Source organism: Sphingomonas sp. SUN039 (genome assembly GCF_024758725.1).
Taxonomy (GTDB): Bacteria; Pseudomonadota; Alphaproteobacteria; order Sphingomonadales; family Sphingomonadaceae; genus Sphingomonas_O.
The window spans coordinates 733,199-752,136 of the sequence record NZ_CP096972.1; the positions used below are offsets into that span (position 1 = coordinate 733,199).

At 64.4% G+C, this 18,938-nt stretch carries 16 protein-coding genes; 13 read left to right on the forward strand and 3 right to left on the reverse strand.

Annotated elements, in window-relative coordinates; genetic code table 11:
- Positions 1-47: 47 nt before the first annotated feature.
- The 9 genes from smpB to alaS all read left to right on the forward strand — a co-directional run bounded on the left by smpB (position 48) and on the right by alaS (position 11,556).
- A complete protein-coding gene (smpB, locus tag M0209_RS03660) occupies positions 48-527 on the forward strand; it encodes an SsrA-binding protein SmpB (RefSeq protein ID WP_258886947.1) in 480 nt (159 codons plus the stop codon).
- Positions 524-2,905, forward strand: coding sequence for an ATP-binding protein (locus tag M0209_RS03665; RefSeq protein ID WP_258886948.1), 2,382 nt, complete (start codon positions 524-526; stop codon positions 2,903-2,905). The genes smpB and M0209_RS03665 overlap by 4 nt, the downstream gene beginning before the upstream one ends.
- A gap of 857 nt (positions 2,906-3,762) precedes the next feature.
- Positions 3,763-4,839: a recombinase RecA gene (gene recA, locus M0209_RS03670; protein WP_258886949.1), complete on the forward strand. Its 1,077-nt coding sequence runs from the start codon at positions 3,763-3,765 to the stop codon at positions 4,837-4,839.
- Positions 4,840-4,842: 3 nt separating this feature from the next.
- On the forward strand, positions 4,843-5,184 hold the full coding sequence (locus M0209_RS03675) for a VOC family protein (RefSeq protein ID WP_258886950.1): 342 nt from the start codon (positions 4,843-4,845) through the stop codon (positions 5,182-5,184).
- A gap of 160 nt (positions 5,185-5,344) precedes the next feature.
- Positions 5,345-6,193 carry a trans-aconitate 2-methyltransferase gene (locus tag M0209_RS03680; RefSeq protein WP_258886951.1) on the forward strand — a complete coding sequence of 283 codons (849 nt, stop codon included), beginning with the start codon at positions 5,345-5,347 and terminating at the stop codon, positions 6,191-6,193.
- Positions 6,190-7,026, forward strand: coding sequence for an arginase family protein (locus tag M0209_RS03685; protein ID WP_258886952.1), 837 nt, complete (start codon positions 6,190-6,192; stop codon positions 7,024-7,026). The genes M0209_RS03680 and M0209_RS03685 overlap by 4 nt, the downstream gene beginning before the upstream one ends.
- Positions 7,023-8,249 carry a Xaa-Pro peptidase family protein gene (locus tag M0209_RS03690; protein ID WP_258886953.1) on the forward strand — a complete coding sequence of 409 codons (1,227 nt, stop codon included), beginning with the start codon at positions 7,023-7,025 and terminating at the stop codon, positions 8,247-8,249. Before M0209_RS03685 ends, M0209_RS03690 begins: the two co-directional genes overlap by 4 nt.
- 45 nt (positions 8,250-8,294) lie before the next feature.
- Positions 8,295-8,867, forward strand: coding sequence for a hypothetical protein (locus M0209_RS03695; protein WP_258886954.1), 573 nt, complete (start codon positions 8,295-8,297; stop codon positions 8,865-8,867).
- 31 nt (positions 8,868-8,898) lie between these two features.
- Entirely contained in the window at positions 8,899-11,556 is a 2,658-nt protein-coding gene (gene alaS / locus M0209_RS03700; RefSeq protein WP_258886955.1) for an alanine--tRNA ligase, read from the forward strand.
- Positions 11,557-11,669: 113 nt separating this feature from the next.
- Here the strand turns inward: alaS and M0209_RS03705 are convergent, their stop codons facing one another.
- Complete coding sequence (locus M0209_RS03705; protein ID WP_258886956.1) at positions 11,670-13,409, reverse strand: cation:proton antiporter; 1,740 nt, start codon at positions 13,407-13,409, stop codon at positions 11,670-11,672.
- A gap of 39 nt (positions 13,410-13,448) precedes the next feature.
- On the opposite strand from M0209_RS03705, the gene M0209_RS03710 reads away from it, so the two are divergent.
- Positions 13,449-14,654 (forward strand): FAD-dependent oxidoreductase, encoded by a 1,206-nt coding sequence (locus M0209_RS03710; RefSeq protein ID WP_258886957.1) that lies wholly within the window; start codon positions 13,449-13,451, stop codon positions 14,652-14,654.
- On the opposite strand, the gene M0209_RS03715 is transcribed toward M0209_RS03710, so the two are convergent.
- Complete coding sequence (locus M0209_RS03715; protein WP_258886958.1) at positions 14,651-15,871, reverse strand: NADP-dependent isocitrate dehydrogenase; 1,221 nt, start codon at positions 15,869-15,871, stop codon at positions 14,651-14,653. The genes M0209_RS03710 and M0209_RS03715 overlap by 4 nt on opposite strands.
- A 120-nt stretch (positions 15,872-15,991) precedes the next feature.
- Here M0209_RS03715 and M0209_RS03720 point away from each other — a divergent pair, with 120 nt between their 5' ends.
- Entirely contained in the window at positions 15,992-16,726 is a 735-nt protein-coding gene (locus tag M0209_RS03720) for a phosphatidylserine decarboxylase (RefSeq protein WP_258886959.1), read from the forward strand.
- Entirely contained in the window at positions 16,723-17,586 is an 864-nt protein-coding gene (locus M0209_RS03725; RefSeq protein WP_258886960.1) for a phosphatidylcholine/phosphatidylserine synthase, read from the forward strand. The genes M0209_RS03720 and M0209_RS03725 overlap by 4 nt, the downstream gene beginning before the upstream one ends.
- On the opposite strand, the gene M0209_RS03730 is transcribed toward M0209_RS03725, so the two are convergent.
- Positions 17,525-17,755: a hypothetical protein gene (locus M0209_RS03730; RefSeq protein WP_258886961.1), complete on the reverse strand. Its 231-nt coding sequence runs from the start codon at positions 17,753-17,755 to the stop codon at positions 17,525-17,527. The two genes, M0209_RS03725 and M0209_RS03730, sit on opposite strands and share 62 nt — an antisense overlap.
- A 211-nt stretch (positions 17,756-17,966) precedes the next feature.
- Here M0209_RS03730 and rpsB point away from each other — a divergent pair, with 211 nt between their 5' ends.
- Positions 17,967-18,857, forward strand: a complete 891-nt coding sequence (gene rpsB / locus M0209_RS03735; protein WP_258886962.1) for a 30S ribosomal protein S2 — start codon at positions 17,967-17,969, stop codon at positions 18,855-18,857.
- Positions 18,858-18,938 lie beyond the last annotated feature (81 nt).

Here is an 18,938-nt window from a genome sequence, read left to right on the forward strand (position 1 = left end):
CGGATTGGTTTGAATAATGCCGCGAGCGCCCTAAATGCCGCCACGCTATGGCCCGCCCCCGTCCCGAACAAGTGAAAGCCAAGACCGTCGCCGAGAACCGGCGCGCGCGGTACGACTATGCCATCGAGGACACCTATGAAGCGGGGATCATGCTGACCGGCACCGAGGTGAAATCGCTGCGTTTCGGCGAGGGGTCGATTGCCGAATCCTACGCCGAAGTGAAGGGCGGCGAGGTGTGGCTCGTCAACTCCAACGTGCCCGAATACAGCCACGGCAACCGCGAAAACCACGAACCGAAACGCCCGCGTAAATTGCTGCTCAACGAGCGCGAGATCGAGAAACTGCACAAGGCGATTTCGCGCGAGGGGATGACGCTGGTCCCGCTGTCGATCTATTTCAACGGTCGCGGGCGCGCCAAGGTCGAGCTCGCCATCGGCAAGGGCCGCAAGCATCAGGACAAGCGCGAATACGAGAAGGAAAAGGACTGGAAACGCGAATCCGCGCGCATTTTGCGGGATCGCGGATGAACGCTGCCCCCGCCCAGCTCGCCAAGATCGCCGCGCGCATCCCCGCGCAGACTGCCGACCGACTCGTCGGCGCGGCGGTCGCGGGCGGGGCCATCCTGTCGGGCTGGATCGTGTTCAAGGCGGTCGGCCAGCCAGCCATTGCCGCCGCGTTCGGCGGCACGGTGATCGCGCTCGGCGTGTTGCTCCTGCTCGCCCGCCATCTCTATCCCCCACCCGCGCGCGCCGAGCGGATGACCGACTGGGCGCTGGTCCGCGACGCCGCCGACAATGGCGAAACGGCGTTGGCCGTCATCGACCGCAACGGGCGACTGGTGTGCACGAATGCGCTCTATGACCAGTGGTTTGGCAGCGCGGTGCCGACTGACCTGGGCGCCGAACGGGCCGATCTCGTCGGCGCAGGCCGCGCGGCGTGGCGTGACGGGCATCTCGCGCTCACCGCCCGCATCGCCACCCGCAATGTCACGCTCGACATCGCGCGCAGCGGGCAGGGCGACGATTGCCTCGTCTGGCGGTTCCGCGAGGGGGTCGAAGGCAATCCCGCCGCCGCTCTGCCCGCGCTGCTCGACACCGGCTGGGGCGACAGGCTGGGCGCGGCGGGCATCATGATTGCGCTGATCGGCGGCGAGGGGCGGGTGCGCGCCGCCAATCGCGTGATGATCCTGCGTGCCACCGGCCGCACCGATGCCCCGATTGCGGGCCGCGATTTCGTGACCCTGCTGACTTCGTCGAGCGACGGCGCGATCCGGTTTGCGCAGGAAGGGCTGACAGGCCTGCCGCTGCGGCTGCTCCAGATTCCGCTCGATACGGGCCGCGAGGACGGCGACCGCATCATCGTGCTGATCGACGATGAGGGGGGCAGCGGCACGGGCACCGACGTTCCACTGCAGATGCTGTTGTCGATGCTCCCACTCGGGTTGGCGCTTGCCGACCGCGACGGGCGGTTTCTCTATCTGAACGACGCTTTCGTTCGCGCGGCGGGCGTCGCACCCAATGCCACCCCCGTCTATCCCGGCGACCTCGTCATCCGCGAGGACAAGGCCGCCGTCGCCGACGCCGTGCGCCGCTTTGCCAATGGACAAGCGGTTTCGGGCGACATTGCGGTGCGTCTGAAGGACCGGCCCGACGACCCCGTCGCGCTGACTATCGCGGGCGCGCGCGGGCTGGGTGAGGCGGCAGTGCTGCTAAGCCTCAAGGACAATAGCGAGGAATCGAAACTCCAGCGCCAAGTCGCCCAAGCCACCAAGATGCAGGCGGTCGGCCAGCTCGCGGGCGGCGTCGCGCATGATTTCAACAATATCCTGACCGGCATCCTCGGCCATTGCGACCTGATGCTGATGCGCCACACGCCGGGCGACAGCGATTACGACGATATCCAGCAAATCCGCAACAATTCGAACCGCGCGGCGGGGCTGACGCGGCAATTGCTCGCCTTCTCACGGCAACAGACGTTACGCCCGCAAGTGCTTCAGTTACCTGACGTAGTGTCCGAAGTTTCGAACCTGCTCCAGCGCCTGCTGGGCGAGACCGTCGACCTCGTCATCAACCACGGCCGCGCGCTGGGCGCGGTGCGCGCCGACCCGGGCCAGATCGAACAGGTCATCGTCAATCTGGTCGTCAACGCCCGCGACGCCATTCAGGCCAAGGGCGACAAGGCCGGGAAGGTGACGCTCAAGACCTACCGCGTCACCGCCGACGAAGTCCGCAAGCTCGACAGCGACTTCCTGCCCGTCGCCGATTACACCGCGCTCAGCGTGTCCGACACCGGCACCGGCATCGCACCCGAAAACCTTTCGAAAATCTTCGAACCCTTCTTCACGACCAAGGACGTGGGGAAGGGAACGGGCCTCGGCCTCTCCACCGTCTATGGCATCGTCAAGCAATCGGGCGGGTTCATCTTCGCCGATTCCGAACTGGGGCAGGGCACGACCTTTTCGGTGTTCCTGCCCGTCCATTTCGAGGCCGAAGCCAAACCCGCGCCCGTCGCCACCCCCGCCGCCAAGCCCGCCGAGCTCTGGGGCACCGGCACGATCCTGCTCGTCGAGGACGAAGACATGGTCCGCGCGGTCGCCGAACGCGCGCTCGTGCGCCACGGCTACACGGTACTCACCGCCGCGCACGGCGAGGAAGCGATGGCGATCCTGGGCACCGGCACGAAGATCGACCTGATCGTCTCCGACGTCGTCATGCCGACGATGGACGGCCCGACGCTGGGCCGCGCGGCGCGGGCGGAGTTCCCCGACCTGCCGATCCTGTTCATGTCGGGCTATGCCGAGGAACAGCTGCGGAAAACGATCGACCTCGACCGGATGGGGTTCATCCCGAAACCGTTCTCGGTGAAGGCGCTGGCCGAAGCGGTGCAGGCGACGCTGGCGTTGTAGAAGGGAAGAAGGGTGGTTCACCCGAAGCCCCGAAAAGGGCAGCCCGTCCCCCGTCATTCCCGCGTAAGCGGGAACCCAACTCCCGAAGGACCGGCACGAGCCATGTGCCCGCTTTCGCGGGAATGAAGCGGCAAGAACTGAATTTTCAGGGGCTTCGGGTGAACCCCACCCTGCTGCAACGGCTGCCTCGCCCCGTTTTGTGAAACCCGACCCGGTGCGGCTGGTCCGGGCGAAGCCCCCTTCCTCTTCGCGTCTTTTCCTTCTTCTTTGCGCCTTCGCGTGAAACAACGGCGCACCGTCGCAGCACCGGTGCTCGCCCGAAGGAGAGCAACGATTTAACGCGAAGACGCAAAGAAGAAGGTAAGGCGCAAAGGAAGACGATGCTTCGATCTGCCTGCGGACATCGCCGCACTCGTTGAGATACTGAAAATGCGCTGTTTTTACGTATTCGTTCACGGAAAACTGGAATGGATTGCCGATGCGGTCGAATCCGGCGCAAGTCGCGCGTCCGGATTTTACTGCCACAGGTATATTATGGCCCGGACCGAACAGTCGGCCAGTATGACGGCGTTCCGTCGCGTGCGGGAGAATCTGGATCGACAAACCGGCTGGATCGCAAACGGGTTGGCCAGATTGGAACTCGAAGCCGAGGAGGTACGACCGGCGTCGATCCATAAAATTCTGCTTCCCGACAATCGGGGGCATAGTTTTTACTAGGGCGAGAGGGGCAGCTAGGCACCGCTGCAGATCACGCTGCACAAAAATCCGAGTTCCCCTCTTGTTCCGCAAGAACAAACGCGATACACGACCGAAATGGCGCGTTGACCCGATGCGCCGACCGGTTAGGAGGAACGGCAATGGCGGCTCAGCTCAAGGTAATCAGCGGCGATATGGCAACAACAGCACCCACCGACCGGCAGCGCGCGCTGGAAGCGGCGCTCGCGCAGATCGACCGCGCGTTCGGCAAGGGCTCGGCGATGAAGCTGGGCTCGCGTGAGGCGATGCAGATCGAGGCAGTGTCGACCGGGTCGCTGGGCCTCGACATCGCGCTCGGCATCGGCGGCTTGCCCAAGGGACGTATCGTCGAGATTTTCGGGCCGGAAAGCTCGGGCAAAACCACGCTGGCGCTGCACGCGATTGCCGAGGCGCAAAAGGCGGGCGGTACCGCCGCGTTCATCGACGCCGAACATGCGCTCGATCCGGTCTATGCCAAGAAACTCGGCGTCAACATCGACGAGCTGATCGTGTCGCAGCCCGACACCGGCGAACAGGCGCTCGAGATTTGCGACACGCTCGTCCGTTCGAACGCGGTCGATGTGCTGGTGATCGATTCGGTCGCCGCGCTCGTCCCGCGCGCCGAAATCGAGGGCGAGATGGGCGACAGCCATGTCGGCCTGCAGGCCCGCCTGATGAGCCAGGCACTCCGCAAGATCACCGGGTCGATCAGCCGGTCGAAGTGCACCGTCATCTTCATCAACCAGATCCGCATGAAGATCGGCGTGATGTACGGCTCGCCCGAGACGACGACCGGCGGTAATGCGCTCAAATTCTATGCGAGCGTTCGCCTCGACATCCGCCGCACCGGCCAGATCAAGGACCGCGAGGACATCGTCGGCAACACCACGCGCGTGAAAGTCGTCAAGAACAAGGTAGCGCCGCCGTTCAAACAGGTCGAATTCGACATCATGTACGGGCAGGGCATCTCCAAGGTCGGCGAAATCCTCGATCTGGGCGTCAAGGCCGGAATCGTCGAGAAATCGGGCGCCTGGTTCAGTTATGACTCGATCCGCGTCGGGCAGGGCCGCGAGAATTCGAAGGTCTATCTGACCGAGAACCCCGAGATTGCCGACCGCATCGAAAAGGCGATCCGCAGCAAGACCGACGACGTTGCCGAAGCGCTGATGGTCGGTCCCAGCGCCGACGACGACGCCTAGGTCATGGGCAAAGCTCGCCTCGATTACGTCGAATTTCCGGTCACCGATTGCGCGGCCTCGAAGACTTTCTTCGAGGCGGCGTTCGGCTGGACGCTGACGGCATTCGGTCCAAGCTATGCCGCGACGACAACCGGCGACACCGATATCGGTCTCGACAGCGACCCGGGTGAATCCGCCACCGCGCCGCTCGCGGTAATCCGCGTCGACGACCTCGAAGCATCTCGCAGCGACGTTATTGCGGCAGGCGGAACACTCACCCGTGATATCTTTGCTTTCCCCGGCGGGCGGCGCTTTCACTTCCGCGAACCCGGCGGCTGCGAACTTGCGGTCTGGGTTACCGAATAACTCGTCATTGCGAGCGCAGCGAAGCAACCCACTTCGTCGCGAGAGGCGCTGGATTGCTTCGCTGCGCTCGCAATGACGAGACCTTTAAACGATAGCGGTCGTGTTCTCTGCCCAACACGCCGATCTGTGTTAGGCGTCGGCTCCAGAGGGAGCAGCCATAATGACATCGGTCGAAAATCTGGCAGGCGAAGAATGGCGCGGGCGCGTCGGCGGAAGCTGGGCTGCCGAATGGGTCCGCACCGACCGCAGCTTTGCCGAACTGACCGGGCATCTCGTCGAAGCCGTTAGCAGCACCCTCCCACCGCTTGCCCTTACGACGCGGCGCAGTGTCCTCGATATAGGTTGCGGTGCGGGTGAAACCGCGTTGCGGCTCGCGAGCGAGCGGCCCGATCTCGATGTGACCGGCCTCGACCTGTCGGACGAATTGGTTGCGGCAGCGCGCGAACGTGGTGCGGGGCAGTCCAATCTGTCCTACGCCACAGGTGATGCAAGCAACTGGCAGGGCGCTGCTCTCTTCGACGCCGCGCTCTCGCGTCACGGCGTGATGTTCTTCGACGACCCAGTGGCGGCGTTCACCCACCTCCGCAGTCTTATGGCTCCGCACGCCCCGCTTGCCTTCACCTGTTTCGCGGCGCGCGCGGATAATTTTTGGGCTAGCGAGCTTGCCGAACTGATCGGCGCGCCGCTGCCGGTCGATCCTTATGCACCCGGGCCGTTTGCCTTTGCCGAGGCGGATCGTGTGCACGCGATACTCGATGCATCGGGCTGGCAGAACGCGACATCCGAACGGATCGACTATCGCTATGTCGCGGGTGGCGGGGACGATCCGGTCGGTGACGCGCTCGATTTCTTCATGCGGATCGGACCTGCTGCGCGGCATATCGCAACGCTCGACGTGGCGGCGCGCCAAGCGTTGGAACCGCGTCTCAAAACTTGGCTGCAAGGGCATATCGAAGGCGGGGAAGTCCGTTTCCCTGCATCGGCGTGGCTGTGGCGTGCGACGGCATGACGTCACTTTCGTTACCGGTCGTCGCGCTGATCGGTGCACCGACCGACTGCCACTCGTCCTTCATTCGCGGCGCCGCGTTGGCGCCGGCAGCGATCCGCGCGGCGCTCTCCAGCGATCATGGCAATGCCGCCGCTGAATCGGGCGTCGAACTCGGTATAGACCTGCAGATCGACGACCGGAGCGATGTGCCGCTTGCCGACACATTGGCATCGACCGCCACCGACGACGCGTTGCTGTTCAACGCGGTCATCGACGCAATGGCCGCGAATGCGATGCCGCTCGTGCTCGGCGGCGACCATGCCATCACGGTTCCGGTCGTGGCCGCGCTCGATACCGCGCATGGTCCGCTGACTATACTGCACTTCGACGCGCACCCCGATCTCTATGACAGTTACGGCGATGACCCGCGCAGCCACGCGTCGCCGTTCGCGCGCATTCTGGAGGCGGGACACGCCAAGCGCCTCGTGCAAGTCGGCATCCGCACGCTGAACCGCCACTGCCGCGAGCAAGCGGCGCGTTTCGGTGTCGAGGTTATCGAGATGCGGCACTTTTCGGTCGATGCCGTCCCCATTCTCGACGGCCCGCTCTACATCAGCATCGACATGGACGGGTTCGACCCGAGCGTCGCGCCCGGCGTCGCCCACCTCGAACCCGGCGGGCTGACGGTGCGCGAAGTGCTGGCGGTGCTCGACCGCCAGACCGCGCCGTTGGTCGGAGCCGATATCGTCGAGCTGTGCCCGCCGCGCGACCCGACAGGAGTCACCGCGATCCTCGCTGCCAAGCTGGTGCGCGAACTCGCGGCGCTCTATGTCCGTAACGGAGGTGGCTCATGATCAACCGGCGACAGATATTGGCAACGGGTGGGGCAGGGCTGGCGCTTGCCGCATTCCCCGCATGGGCCGCCGCACCCGAACTCGCGTCGATTACCGGTGACGTCCCCCGCATCGGCCCCGCCGATCGCGCGGCGCGGATTGCCAAGGCACAGGGCCTGATGCGGCGCGCGGGCATTGGCGCGATCCTGATCGAGGCGGGGTCGAGCCTCGATTATTTCACTGGTGTGCAATGGTGGCGCAGCGAGCGGCTGACCTGCGTCGTCATCCCTGTCGAGGGGACGCCCTGCATCGTAACGCCGTTTTTCGAGGAACCCTCGATTCACGAAACGCTTGGGGTGTCTGCGGATGTGAAGGTCTGGCAGGAGGATGAAAGCCCCGTCGCGCTGGTCGCCGCGTTCCTGAAATCGCGCGGGCTGGCCAAGCGGCCCATCGGTATCGAGGAAACCGTGCGCTATTTCGCCAGCGATGGCCTCGCGCACGCGCTCCCCGCCGCGAAGCTTGTCTCCGCCAACCCCGTTGTGCGCGGGTGCCGGATGATCAAGACGTCGGCCGAAATCGCGCTGATGCAGGCCGCGTCGGATGTCACGGTCCGCGCGATAAATCACGCCATCGCCCGCACCGAAGTAGGCATGACGCCCGCCGACATCACCGCGCTGATCGTGGCCGCGACCAAGGCGCTGGGTGGCGAGGCCGATGGCGGGCTGGTGCTGCTCGGCGAGGCCAGCGCCTATCCGCACGGCTCGCACAAGCCGCAGCATGTGGTGAAACAGGAGATCATCCTGATCGATTGCGGCTGTTCGGTCGGCGGCTACCAGTCGGACATTTCGCGCACTTTCGTGCTCGGCGGCGCGAATACCGAACAGCGCAAAGTCTTCGGTCAGGTGCAGGAGGGGCAACGCATTGCCTTTGCCGCCGCCAAACTCGGCGCGGCTGCTGGGTCGGTCGACGATGCAGTGCGTGGTGCCTACGAACGCATGGGCTATGGCCCGCGCTATAAACTCCCCGGCACCCCGCATCGCACCGGCCACGGGATCGGCATGGACGGGCACGAGCCGGTGAACCTCGTCCATGGCGAGACGACGCCGCTGGCACCCGGCATGTGCTTCTCGAACGAACCTGGCATCTACGCGCCGGGCAAATTCGGCGTCCGCATCGAGGATTGTTTCCACATGACCGAGGCCGGCCCGAAATGGTTCAGCGAACCGCAGCGCTCGATCGAATAGCCGGCGGATTGACCGAAGTCGAAAAAGCGTCGGTAGGGGGATTGAATGTCTAAAGCCGCAACTTTCTGGGAGCAGTTGGTTCCCGTTGCGACCGTGATTGGTGGTTTGGCAGGCGGTCTAGGTCTTTTAATAGCTAGCCTTTCGTTGATCGCCGTGCTGATCCAGACGATTTATAGTGGCCGCGTTTCGCGGCAAACCACAGCATTTGACGCTCACAAGGATTACATGCGACTTTGTATTGAGCATCCCGAACTAAGCTCGTCATACATGATGGTGAAATTCATTTCACCACTGACTTTCGAGACCATTCTTGAAAGTCCGACGATCAAGGGCGAGAAGGCTCTCTGGTTTATGTCTTATGTACTATTCGCGATGGAGCAACTGGTCTTGTCGGCTGAAACGAGGGGAATCTCGCGATCGGCCTGGCTACGCACGGTCGAGGATCAACTCGGCTATCATGCGGACCTGCTAAGGGTGGTGTGGCCAGTTTGGGCTCATCATTATGCAGAGGCCGTGAACGAAATTGTGCAGAGGGTTCTAGCCCGTGAACTCAGCACTTCTCCAATTGTTGACATTGGGTTCGCACCGAAGGTCGCGCCCAAATCTCCTGCCGCTTGAGCCAACCCCTGCTCTCCCCTAAGCGCACATCATGACCTCGACGAACGACATCCGCCGCTCCTTTCTCGATTATTTCGCGAACGAAGGCCATGCGCGCGTGCCGTCCGCGCCGCTGGTGCCGCACAACGACCCGACCTTGATGTTCGTCAATGCGGGCATGGTGCCGTTCAAGAATGTGTTCACCGGCCTCGAAAGCCGTCCCTATGTCACCGCGACGTCGAGCCAGAAATGCGTACGCGCGGGGGGCAAGCACAACGACCTCGACAATGTCGGCTATACCGCGCGCCACCATACGTTCTTCGAAATGCTCGGGAATTTCTCGTTCGGCGACTATTTCAAGGAACGCGCGATTACGCTCGCGTGGAACCTCGTCACCCGCGAATGGGGGCTCGATCCGGACCGACTGACCGTCACCGTCTATCATACCGACGACGAGGCGTTCGACCTGTGGAAGAAGATCGCGGGCCTGCCCGACGCGCGCATCATCCGCATCCCGACCAAGGACAATTTCTGGGCGATGGGCGACACCGGGCCGTGCGGGCCGTGTTCCGAAATCTTTTACGACCATGGCGACCACATCCCCGGCGGACCGCCCGGCAGTCCCGACGAGGACGGCGACCGCTTCGTCGAAATCTGGAATTTGGTGTTCATGCAATATGAGCAGGTGACACTGGAAGAACGCGTCGACCTGCCGCGCCCTAGCATCGACACCGGCATGGGGCTGGAACGCATCGCCGCCGTCATGCAGGGCGTGCACGACAATTACGACACCGACACCTTCAAGGCGCTGATCCACGAGAGTGGCGAGCTGACGCGGACGGCAACCACAGGCGCAAACCAGGGCTCGCACCGCATCATCGCCGACCATCTGCGCGCGTCGAGCTTCCTCGTCGCCGATGGCGTGCTGCCCGCCAACGAAGGGCGGGGTTATGTCCTGCGCCGGATCATGCGCCGCGCGATGCGCCACGCGCATCTGCTGGGCGCGAAGGATCCGCTGATGCACCGGCTGGTGCCCAGCCTCGTCGCCGAAATGGGCGGGGCGTTTCCCGAACTGGTGCGCGGGCAGGCGGCGATCGAGGCGACCCTGCTGCAGGAGGAAACCCGCTTCCGCCAGACGCTCCGCAACGGCCTCGGCCTGCTCGACGAGGCCACCGCAGCGCTCGGCGCGGGCGACACACTCCCCGGCGAGACCGCGTTCAAGCTCTACGACACCTATGGCTTCCCCTATGACCTGACCGAGGATGCGTTGCGCGCGCGGCAGATCGGTGTCGACCGCGCCGGATTCGACACCGCAATGGCCGCGCAAAAGGCCGCGGCCCGCGCGGCGTGGAAGGGATCGGGGGCAAGCGCCTCGGCCGATATCTGGTTCGACATCGCCGACGAACTCGGCGGCACCGAATTCACCGGCTATTCGGGCGACACCAGCGACGGCGAAGTAGTGGCGCTGGTTAGGGATGGCGCGCGCGTCACCAGCGCCGAAGCGGGCGAGGCGGTGACGATTCTCACCAACCAGACGCCATTCTACGGCGAAAGCGGCGGCCAGATGGGCGACGCGGGGCGGATTACCGGCGGAAACGGACTGTCGGTACTGGTCGAGGACACGTCGAAGCCGCTCGGGCGGCTGCACGCACATCAGGCGGTTGTCGAGCGCGGACGGATCGCGGTCGGCGACAGCGTGACACTGGGCATCGACGTCGCGCGGCGGACGCAGCTGCGCGCCAATCACTCCGCGACGCACTTGCTCCACGCCGCGCTCCGCAATCGCCTCGGCGGGCATGTCACGCAAAAGGGCAGTCTGGTCGCCCCCGACCGCCTGCGCTTCGACTTCGCGCACAATGCCGCGCTCACCCCCGCCGATATCGCGCATGTCGAGGCGGAAGTGAACGCGCGCATCCGTGAGAACGACGCAGTGACGACGCGGCTGATGACGCCTGACGATGCGGTGGCGGCGGGCGCGCTGGCGCTGTTCGGCGAGAAATACGGCGAGGAGGTTCGCGTGTTGTCGATGGGGCAGGGGGCGGACGCGCCCTATTCGGTCGAGCTGTGCGGCGGGACACACGTCACCGCGCTGGGCGATATCGCGTTGTTCAAGATCGTGTCCGAAAGCGCGGTCTCCTCGGGCGTTCGCCGTATCGAGGCGCTGACCGGCGAGGCCGCACGCCACTGGCTGACCGCCCGCGAGGACCGGCTGAAAGAAGCCGCCGCGCTGCTGAAGGCCGCGCCTGACGATGTGCCGCAGCGCGTCGCGGCGCTGGTCGAGGCGCAGAAGAAGCTCGAACGCGAACTGTCGGAGGCGAAAAAGGCGCTGGCAACCGGCGGCGGCAGCGGCGCGGGACCGGCGGTCGAAGACATCGCGGGCGTGAAGTTCGAGGGGCAGTTGCTCGACGGCTTCGATCCCAAGGGGCTGCGCGGCCTGATCGACGAAGCCAAGACGCGGCTCGGTTCGGGCGTCGCGGCAGTGGTGACGGTCGTCGAAGGCCGCGCCTCGGTCGCGGTCGGCGTCACGGACGATCTGAAGGACCGGCTGAGCGCGGTCGATCTCGTCAAGGCGGCGGTTGCGGCGCTCGGCGGGCAGGGCGGCGGTGGACGCCCCGACATGGCGCAGGGCGGCGGGCCGAATGGTGCTGCAGCGAACGAGGCGATTGAGGCGATTAAGTCAGTAATAGCGGGCGCCGCAGTCTCAGCCTAGGCCAGCTTTTTTTGACTCGTCTGCCCGGACTTGATCCGGGCCTAGGCTTTTGTTCATTTCGATGTCTGCGAAGAAGAAGCCAAGCCCCGGATCAAGTCCGGGGCGACGGGTTGCTAAAGCGCCTTCAACCTCGGCTTCTCGCTCAGTCCCCCGGCATCCTTGATCTCCGCGCGCAGGTCGTCGCGCTTCTGATGAATGCTCGCGATCACCGGGCCCATGGCGACGCCCAGATCGACAAGTACCGCTTCCGACAGTTGCAGCGACGATTCGAGCGTCTCCGGCACCGCATCGGTCACTCCGGCGCGATAGAGTTCCGCCGCATGACCCGCATCGCGGGCGCGGGCGACGATGGTCAGCTCGGGGTGATCGGCGCGCAGCCGCCGCGCCAGCCGCACATTCTGGACGGGGTCGTTCATCGTCAGCACCACAGCTGCCGCCCGGTCGAGGTGCAGCGCTTCGGTCGCGCCGCTGCGCCCGGCATCGCCATAACGCACCGACTTGCCTGCCCGGCGTGCGGCGGCGACGACATCGACGTCCGCCTCGATGGCGATCCACGGCTTGTTGTGCACGTCGAGCATGTCGGCGACCATCTCGCCGACGCGTCCGTAACCGATCACGACGGTGACCGATCCCTCCGGCGGCGGCGCGGCGTCGCTCCCCTCGCGTCCGATTTGTACCGAGACGCGGTGGCCGATGGCGGCGAGCAGCGGGGTGAGGATCAGCCCGATTGCGGTGACCCCCGACCAGAAGGTGGCGGTCTGCGCGTCGATCAGTCCGGCGGTGAGCGAAGTGCCGAGCACCACAAGGGTGAGTTCGGACGGACTCGCCATCAAGATGCCGGTCTCCGCCGCGACCCCCGTCCGCGCGCCGCCGAACCACAACAGACCGCTGGTGAATGCCGCCTTCAAAGTCACCACGATCGCGACCGCACCCAGCAGCGCGGGCCATTGCGCGACCAGCAGCCCGAGGTCGAGCTGCATGCCCACAGTGAGCAGGAACACACCGAGCGCGAGATTCTTGAACGGCGCGATGACGCCCTCGACCTCGTGGACATAGTCGGTTTCGGCGATGACCAGCCCCGCGATCAGCGCGCCGACAATCGGCGACAGGCCTGCGACCAGCGTCGCCAGGCTCGCCAGAATTACGACGAGCAGCGTTACCGACAAGAACAGTTCGGGGCTGTGCGTCCGTGCCGCCTGGGCAAAGGCGCGCGGCAGGAGCAGCCGCCCGAGCAGGAGCAGCCCGACGACGACGAGAATGCCGATGCCGAGCACTTGTCCCATCGCGCCAAGATCGCGGCCGCCCGGTCCGAGCGCACCCAGGCCGAAGATGATCGGCACCAGCGCCAGATCCTCGAACAGCAGCATGGCAAAGGCGAGCTTGCCGACCGCGCTGGTCGTACCCGACATCGGCAGGACGAGCGCCGTCGACGATAGCGCGAGGGCTAAGCCGAGGCCGAGCGAGGCGTTGAGCGGATAACCGAAGGCGATGAGCGCGGCAGTGATGAGCGCCGCATTGCCGACAAGTTCCGCCGCGCCGATGCCCAGCACCGCCCGCCGCATCGCCCATAAACGCCGGAAGCTGAGCTCCAGTCCGACCGAAAACAGCAACAGGATGATGCCGAATTCTGCAAACGGGGCCATGGCCTTGGGATCGCTGATCGTCACATAGAACAGCCAGGGCATGCGATCGACCAGCGTGCCCAGCCCGAACGGCCCGACGATGATGCCGACCAGAATGAATCCGATAACCGGCGAAATCCGCAGGCGTGCGAACGCCGGAATGACCAGCCCTGCCGCGCCGAGCACGACGACCGCATCGCTGAGGCCGGCGGAGGAGGGATCGAGCGCCATGGCTCGACTTTAGGGGCAGGGCGGGTGCAATGTCACGCAATGGCTGACGTAGTGATCGTGGGCGGCGGACCGGCGGGCATGATGGCGGGGTTATTGTTCGCGCGCGCGGGCATTTCGACGCTGGTGCTTGAAAAGCATGGCGATTTCCTGCGCGATTTCCGTGGGGACACGGTGCATCCTTCGACTCTGCGGATTTTCGACGAGCTCGGCGAACTCGACACGTTGCTCGCGCGACCGCATGACAAGGCGCAGGTCTTGGGGGGCATCGTCGGCGGCGAGAAAGTGACGATTGCCGATTTCAGCCATCTTCCGGGCAAATGCCGCTTCATTGCGCTCATGCCGCAGTGGGAATTCCTGGATTGTGTGACGGCTATCGCCCGCCGCCACCCCGCTTTCGAATTGCGGATGAATGCGGAGGCAACCGGTCTGATCGAAGAGGACGGACAAATCGTCGGAGTCGCTTGCATTGAGGATGGCGTCGAACGCACTTACCGCAGCCGCCTCGTCATTGCTGCCGACGGCCGCCGGTCGGTCCTGCGCGGCCAGTCGGGGCTGCCGCTGACCGATCTCGGCGCGCCCATCGACGTGTTCTGGTTCAAACTGTCGAAGACGCGCACGCCCGATAACCGGTCCACGGGCGTGATCGCGACGGGCCGGTTACTCGCGGTGCTCGACCGGGGCGATTACTGGCAATGTGCCTATGTATTCGCCAAAGGGAGCGCCGAGCGTCTGCGCGCAGCGGGGATTGGCGATTTCCGGGAAGACGTCGCACGAACCGCGCCTTTTCTGGCGGGCTCGGCCGATGAATTGACGGATTGGGATCAGGTCAAGCTGCTCACCGTGTCGCTCGACCGGCTCGACCGCTGGCACCGGCCTGGCCTGATCGTGATCGGCGATGCGGCGCACGCCATGTCACCCATCGGCGGTGTCGGGATCAACCTCGCGATTCAGGATGCGGTCGCGGCGGCCAATATCCTAGCGGGGCCGCTGGCGGCGGGCGGATCTGCCGATCGCTTGCTCGACAAGGTCCAGCGTCGGCGGATGCTGCCGACGCGGCTCGTACAGTCTATGCAGCGTGCCGCGCAAACCCGGTTGATCGCAGGCGTCATCCTGAGGAACGTACAGATTACTCGTGCGCCGTGGCAAGTGCGCCTGATGCAGCGCTTTCCTGTCCTTCAGCGCATTCCGGCTTATGTGATCGGTATCGGCTTCCGGTCGGAACACGTCCGCTCACCGAAAGCCTAGCTCCAGCTGCCCATCTCGGTTTCGAGATTGGCGCGCACCGATTCGAAGAATGTTTCGGTGGTTTGCCACGCCTGGTCGGGGCCGATCAGGATCGCGAGATCCTTGGTCATCGCCCCTTGCTCGACAGTCGCGACGCAGACCCGTTCCAGCGTTTCGGCGAAGCGAACGACTTCGGGCGTCTCGTCGAACTTGCCGCGATATTTGAGACCGCCGGTCCAGGCAAAGATCGAGGCGATCGGGTTGGTCGAGGTCGCCTTGCCCTGCTGATGCTGGCGATAATGGCGCGTGACGGTGCCGTGGGCGGCTTCTGCCTCCACGGTCTTGCCGTCCGGAGTGAGTAATACCGATGTCATGAGGCCGAGCGAGCCGAAGCCCTGCGCGACCTGGTCCGACTGCACATCGCCGTCGTAATTCTTGCACGCCCACACGAACTTGCCCGACCATTTGAGCGCGCTCGCGACCATGTCGTCGATCAGACGATGTTCGTAAACGATGCCAGCAGCAGCAAACTGGTCCTTGAATTCCTTGTCGAAAACCTCGGCGAACAAATCCTTGAAGCGGCCGTCATAGGCTTTCAGAATCGTATTCTTGGTCGACAGGTAGAGCGGCCAACCACGTCCAAGCGCATAGTTCATCGAAGCGCGAGCGAAGTCGGCAATCGAATCATCCAGATTGTACATGCCCATGGCGACGCCCGAGGAGGGGAATTTGAACACTTCCTCGTCGATGACGGCGCCGTCATCGCCTTCGAAAACCATTCGCAGTGTGCCGGGCCCGGGGACGAGGAAATCGGTCGCGCGATACTGGTCGCCGAACGCATGGCGGCCGACGACGATGGGGTCGGTCCAGCCGGGGATAAGGCGCGGGACATTCTTGATCACGATGGGTTCGCGGAACACGACGCCGCCTAGGATGTTGCGGATCGTGCCGTTCGGCGATTTCCACATCTTCTTGAGATTGAACTCTTTCACCCGGTCTTCGTCGGGCGTGATCGTCGCGCATTTCACCCCGACGCCGTATTTGGCGATGGCGTTGGCCGAATCGACGGTGATCTTGTCGTTGGTTTCGTCGCGCTTTTCGACGCCCAGGTCGTAATAATGCAGGTCGATATCGAGGTAGGGCTTGATCAGGCGCTCGCGGATCCATTCCCAGATAATCCGCGTCATTTCGTCGCCGTCGATTTCGACAACGGGATTTTTCACCTTGATCTTGGCCATGCGTGCTTCCTCGGGGAATAGGTCGCGGTCGCTCTAGGCAAGGCGGCGCGGGCAATCAACCGGGCTGACATTCTCGCCGCAAAGTTTGCGGTTCGCGCCCTGAGTCACTACAAAGTCACAATGTCGCAACCTGAAATCGGCCATAACGGGCCGCCGAGCGTCCGTTGGCGCTTTCCTTCCGTCCATCCCGACGGGCGCAAGTTCGTCGTCATCGCAGCGGGCATCGCGCTCGTCTTTGCGCTCATGGCGTGGGAGACGCTGGCCTGGCCGATGCTGGGCGTGACCATCTGGGTCGCCGCGTTCTTCCGCGACCCGATTCGCAGCGTGCCCCGGGGCGACGACCTGATCATTGCCCCGGCCGATGGCCTGATCACGCTGATCCGCGATGTGCCGCCGCCCAAAGAGCTGGCTGGCGAGGGGGGGCTCGGCGACACGACAATGACGCGCGTGTCGATCTTCATGTCGGTGTTCGACGTCCATATCCAGCGCTCGCCGATCGAGGGCATTATCCGGCAAGTCGTCTATATCTCGGGCAAGTTCCTCAACGCCGATCTCGACAAGGCGAGCGAGGACAATGAGCGCCAGCACATCCTCGTCGAGCGGCGCGACGGATTGAAGATCGGCTATACGATGATCGCGGGCCTCGTTGCGCGGCGGATCGTGCCGTTCGTGAAGCCGGGCGACACGGTAGTCGCAGGGCAGCGGGTTGGCCTGATCCGCTTCGGCAGCCGCGTCGACGTCTATCTGCCTGCCGGGACCGCACCGCGCGTGGCGCTGGGGCAGCGCACGATTGCGGGCGAGACTATTCTCGGCGCTATCGGCAACAATCAGGCAGCAGGCGGCGTCAGCCAGTGAATCCGCCATTCCGGCGCGGTATCCCCTTGCGGACGGTCGCGCCGAACGCGATCACTGCGCTGGCGCTGTGCTTCGGACTGACCGGCATCCGCTTTGCGATTGCGGCAGCGGGTATCGAGGCCGATCCCGCGACCTGTACGCGGGAAATGGCTGCGGCGGCATGTCGCGCGCTCGCCCTCGATAATTGGACCAAGGCGATCGGGTCGATCATCATCGCCGGAATCCTCGACGGGGTCGACGGGCGCATCGCCCGGATGTTCCGGGGGGAGAGCCGCTTCGGTGCGGAACTCGATTCGCTGTCGGATGTCATCGCCTTCGGGGTTTCGCCGGCGCTGATCGTCTATCTCTGGTCGCTCCAGCAATTTCCCCGCTTCGGCTGGTTCTGCGCGCTGGCGTTCGTCGTCTGCCAGGCGCTTCGACTGGCTCGGTTCAACGCCCGGATCGATGTCGACGATCAACCGCACAAATCGGCGGGCTTTCTCACCGGGGTTCCGGCCCCTGCCGGGGCAGGGCTTGCTTTCCTGCCGCTCTATCTGTGGATCGTGACCGGAGAGGACTGGTTCCGCGCGCCCGTCGTCGTTGCGCCTTGGGTCGCCTTTGTTGCGGTACTCATGATTTCCAACGTCGCGACGTTCAGCTGGGGATCGATCCGGCTACGGCGCAACATCCGACTGGAGGCGATCCTGCTGCTCGCGCTCATCGGGACGGCCTTGTTCGCCGAACCTCTATGGACCCTGATCGGCGTGTCGGTCGCCTATGTGGCGCTCATACCGTTCAGCATGCGCAGCTATGCCAAAGTCAGGCGGCGGCGCGCAGAGGCAGAGACTGAAACGACGATGGACGGCGCGCCGTCGTCCTGACGGTTACCCGCACGCGCGTCACCGGCGGAACAAGCGCCGCCGCAGAGATCGAACGACCCGCAAGCGCGGCAACCATGGCATCGGCATGGTCGCGCAACGTGACCGCAATCACGGCCAGCGCACCGGCAAGCAGTGCCATCACGCCCAGCATCGATACGAGATAGATCATCGTCTTCACTCCCTGACCGGTTCGAACATTTACTGATTCGCTTTGTTCCCGAATCGGCAATGTTCATGTTTTGTTCGTATCTTTCACCCTTGTCAAGCGCGATAGCGACCGTTAAGCGCGCCGCCATTCCACATGGGGAGCACCATACCGGTGCCGGACTTTGCGTCTGGTTCCGTTCCCCAGAGGTTCAACCGGGTAAGGAGAATTGGCTATGGCGGCACCTGTCGTCACGATGCATCAGCTGTTGGAAGCTGGCGCGCACTTCGGTCACCAGACGCATCGCTGGAATCCGAAGATGAAACCCTATATTTTTGGCGACCGTAACGGCGTCCACATCCTCGACCTGTCGCAGACCGTGCCGCTGTTCGCGCGCGCGCTCGATTTTGTCGCGGCGACGGCGGCGGGCGGCGGCAAGGTGCTGTTCGTCGGCACCAAGCGCCAGGCGCAGGATCCGATCCGCGACGCGGCGCGTGCCTCGAACCAGCATTTCGTCAACCACCGCTGGCTGGGCGGCATGCTCACCAACTGGAAGACGATCTCGAACTCGATCAAGAAGTTCAAGGCGATGGAAGAGCAGCTTGCCGGTGACACGGCGGGCCTTACCAAGAAGGAAGTCCTTCAGCTGACGCGCGAACGCGACAAGTTCGAGCTGTCGCTGGGCGGCATCCGCGACATGGGCGGCATTCCCGACGTGATGATCGTGATCGACGCCAACAAGGAAGAGCTGGCGATCAAGGAAGCGAATGTGCTGGGTATCCCGGTCGTTGCGATCCTCGATTCGAACGTCTCGCCCGATGGCATCGCCTTCCCGGTCCCCGCGAACGACGACGCCAGTCGTGCGATCCGTCTCTACTGCGAGGCGCTGGCAACGGCAGCGACGCGTCACGGCGCGCAGGCGGCACAGGCCAAGGGTCAGGACTTCGGCGCGATGGTCGAGCCGCCGGTCGAACCTGCGCTGGTCGAGGCTGTTGCCGAGGCTGCACCGGTTGCGGTCGAAGCGGCTCCGGCTGTCGTTGAGGCTCCGGCCGAAGTGGCTGCGGTCGAGGCACCTGTTGCCGAAGCGCCTGCTGGCGAAGCGACCGGCGAAGAAGCCGCAGCGTAACAATTCTGTGCTCCTGCGGATGCAGGAGCCTTGGCGACCAGCGCTACCGCCTGTCGCCCGGGCTCCTGCTTTCGCGGGGGC

Coding starts and splice junctions, on each gene's coding strand:
- M0209_RS03720 (WP_258886959.1), top strand. CDS start 15,992: ATGTCGCAACCTGAAATCGGCCATAACGGGCCGCCGAGCGTCCGTTGG.
- M0209_RS03730 (WP_258886961.1), bottom strand. CDS start 17,755: ATGATCTATCTCGTATCGATGCTGGGCGTGATGGCACTGCTTGCCGGT.
- recA (WP_258886949.1), top strand. CDS start 3,763: ATGGCGGCTCAGCTCAAGGTAATCAGCGGCGATATGGCAACAACAGCA.
- M0209_RS03665 (WP_258886948.1), top strand. CDS start 524: ATGAACGCTGCCCCCGCCCAGCTCGCCAAGATCGCCGCGCGCATCCCC.
- M0209_RS03695 (WP_258886954.1), top strand. CDS start 8,295: ATGTCTAAAGCCGCAACTTTCTGGGAGCAGTTGGTTCCCGTTGCGACC.
- M0209_RS03685 (WP_258886952.1), top strand. CDS start 6,190: ATGACGTCACTTTCGTTACCGGTCGTCGCGCTGATCGGTGCACCGACC.
- M0209_RS03705 (WP_258886956.1), bottom strand. CDS start 13,409: ATGGCGCTCGATCCCTCCTCCGCCGGCCTCAGCGATGCGGTCGTCGTG.
- M0209_RS03690 (WP_258886953.1), top strand. CDS start 7,023: ATGATCAACCGGCGACAGATATTGGCAACGGGTGGGGCAGGGCTGGCG.
- M0209_RS03675 (WP_258886950.1), top strand. CDS start 4,843: ATGGGCAAAGCTCGCCTCGATTACGTCGAATTTCCGGTCACCGATTGC.
- M0209_RS03710 (WP_258886957.1), top strand. CDS start 13,449: ATGGCTGACGTAGTGATCGTGGGCGGCGGACCGGCGGGCATGATGGCG.
- M0209_RS03680 (WP_258886951.1), top strand. CDS start 5,345: ATGACATCGGTCGAAAATCTGGCAGGCGAAGAATGGCGCGGGCGCGTC.
- alaS (WP_258886955.1), top strand. CDS start 8,899: ATGACCTCGACGAACGACATCCGCCGCTCCTTTCTCGATTATTTCGCG.
- M0209_RS03715 (WP_258886958.1), bottom strand. CDS start 15,871: ATGGCCAAGATCAAGGTGAAAAATCCCGTTGTCGAAATCGACGGCGAC.
- rpsB (WP_258886962.1), top strand. CDS start 17,967: ATGGCGGCACCTGTCGTCACGATGCATCAGCTGTTGGAAGCTGGCGCG.
- smpB (WP_258886947.1), top strand. CDS start 48: ATGGCCCGCCCCCGTCCCGAACAAGTGAAAGCCAAGACCGTCGCCGAG.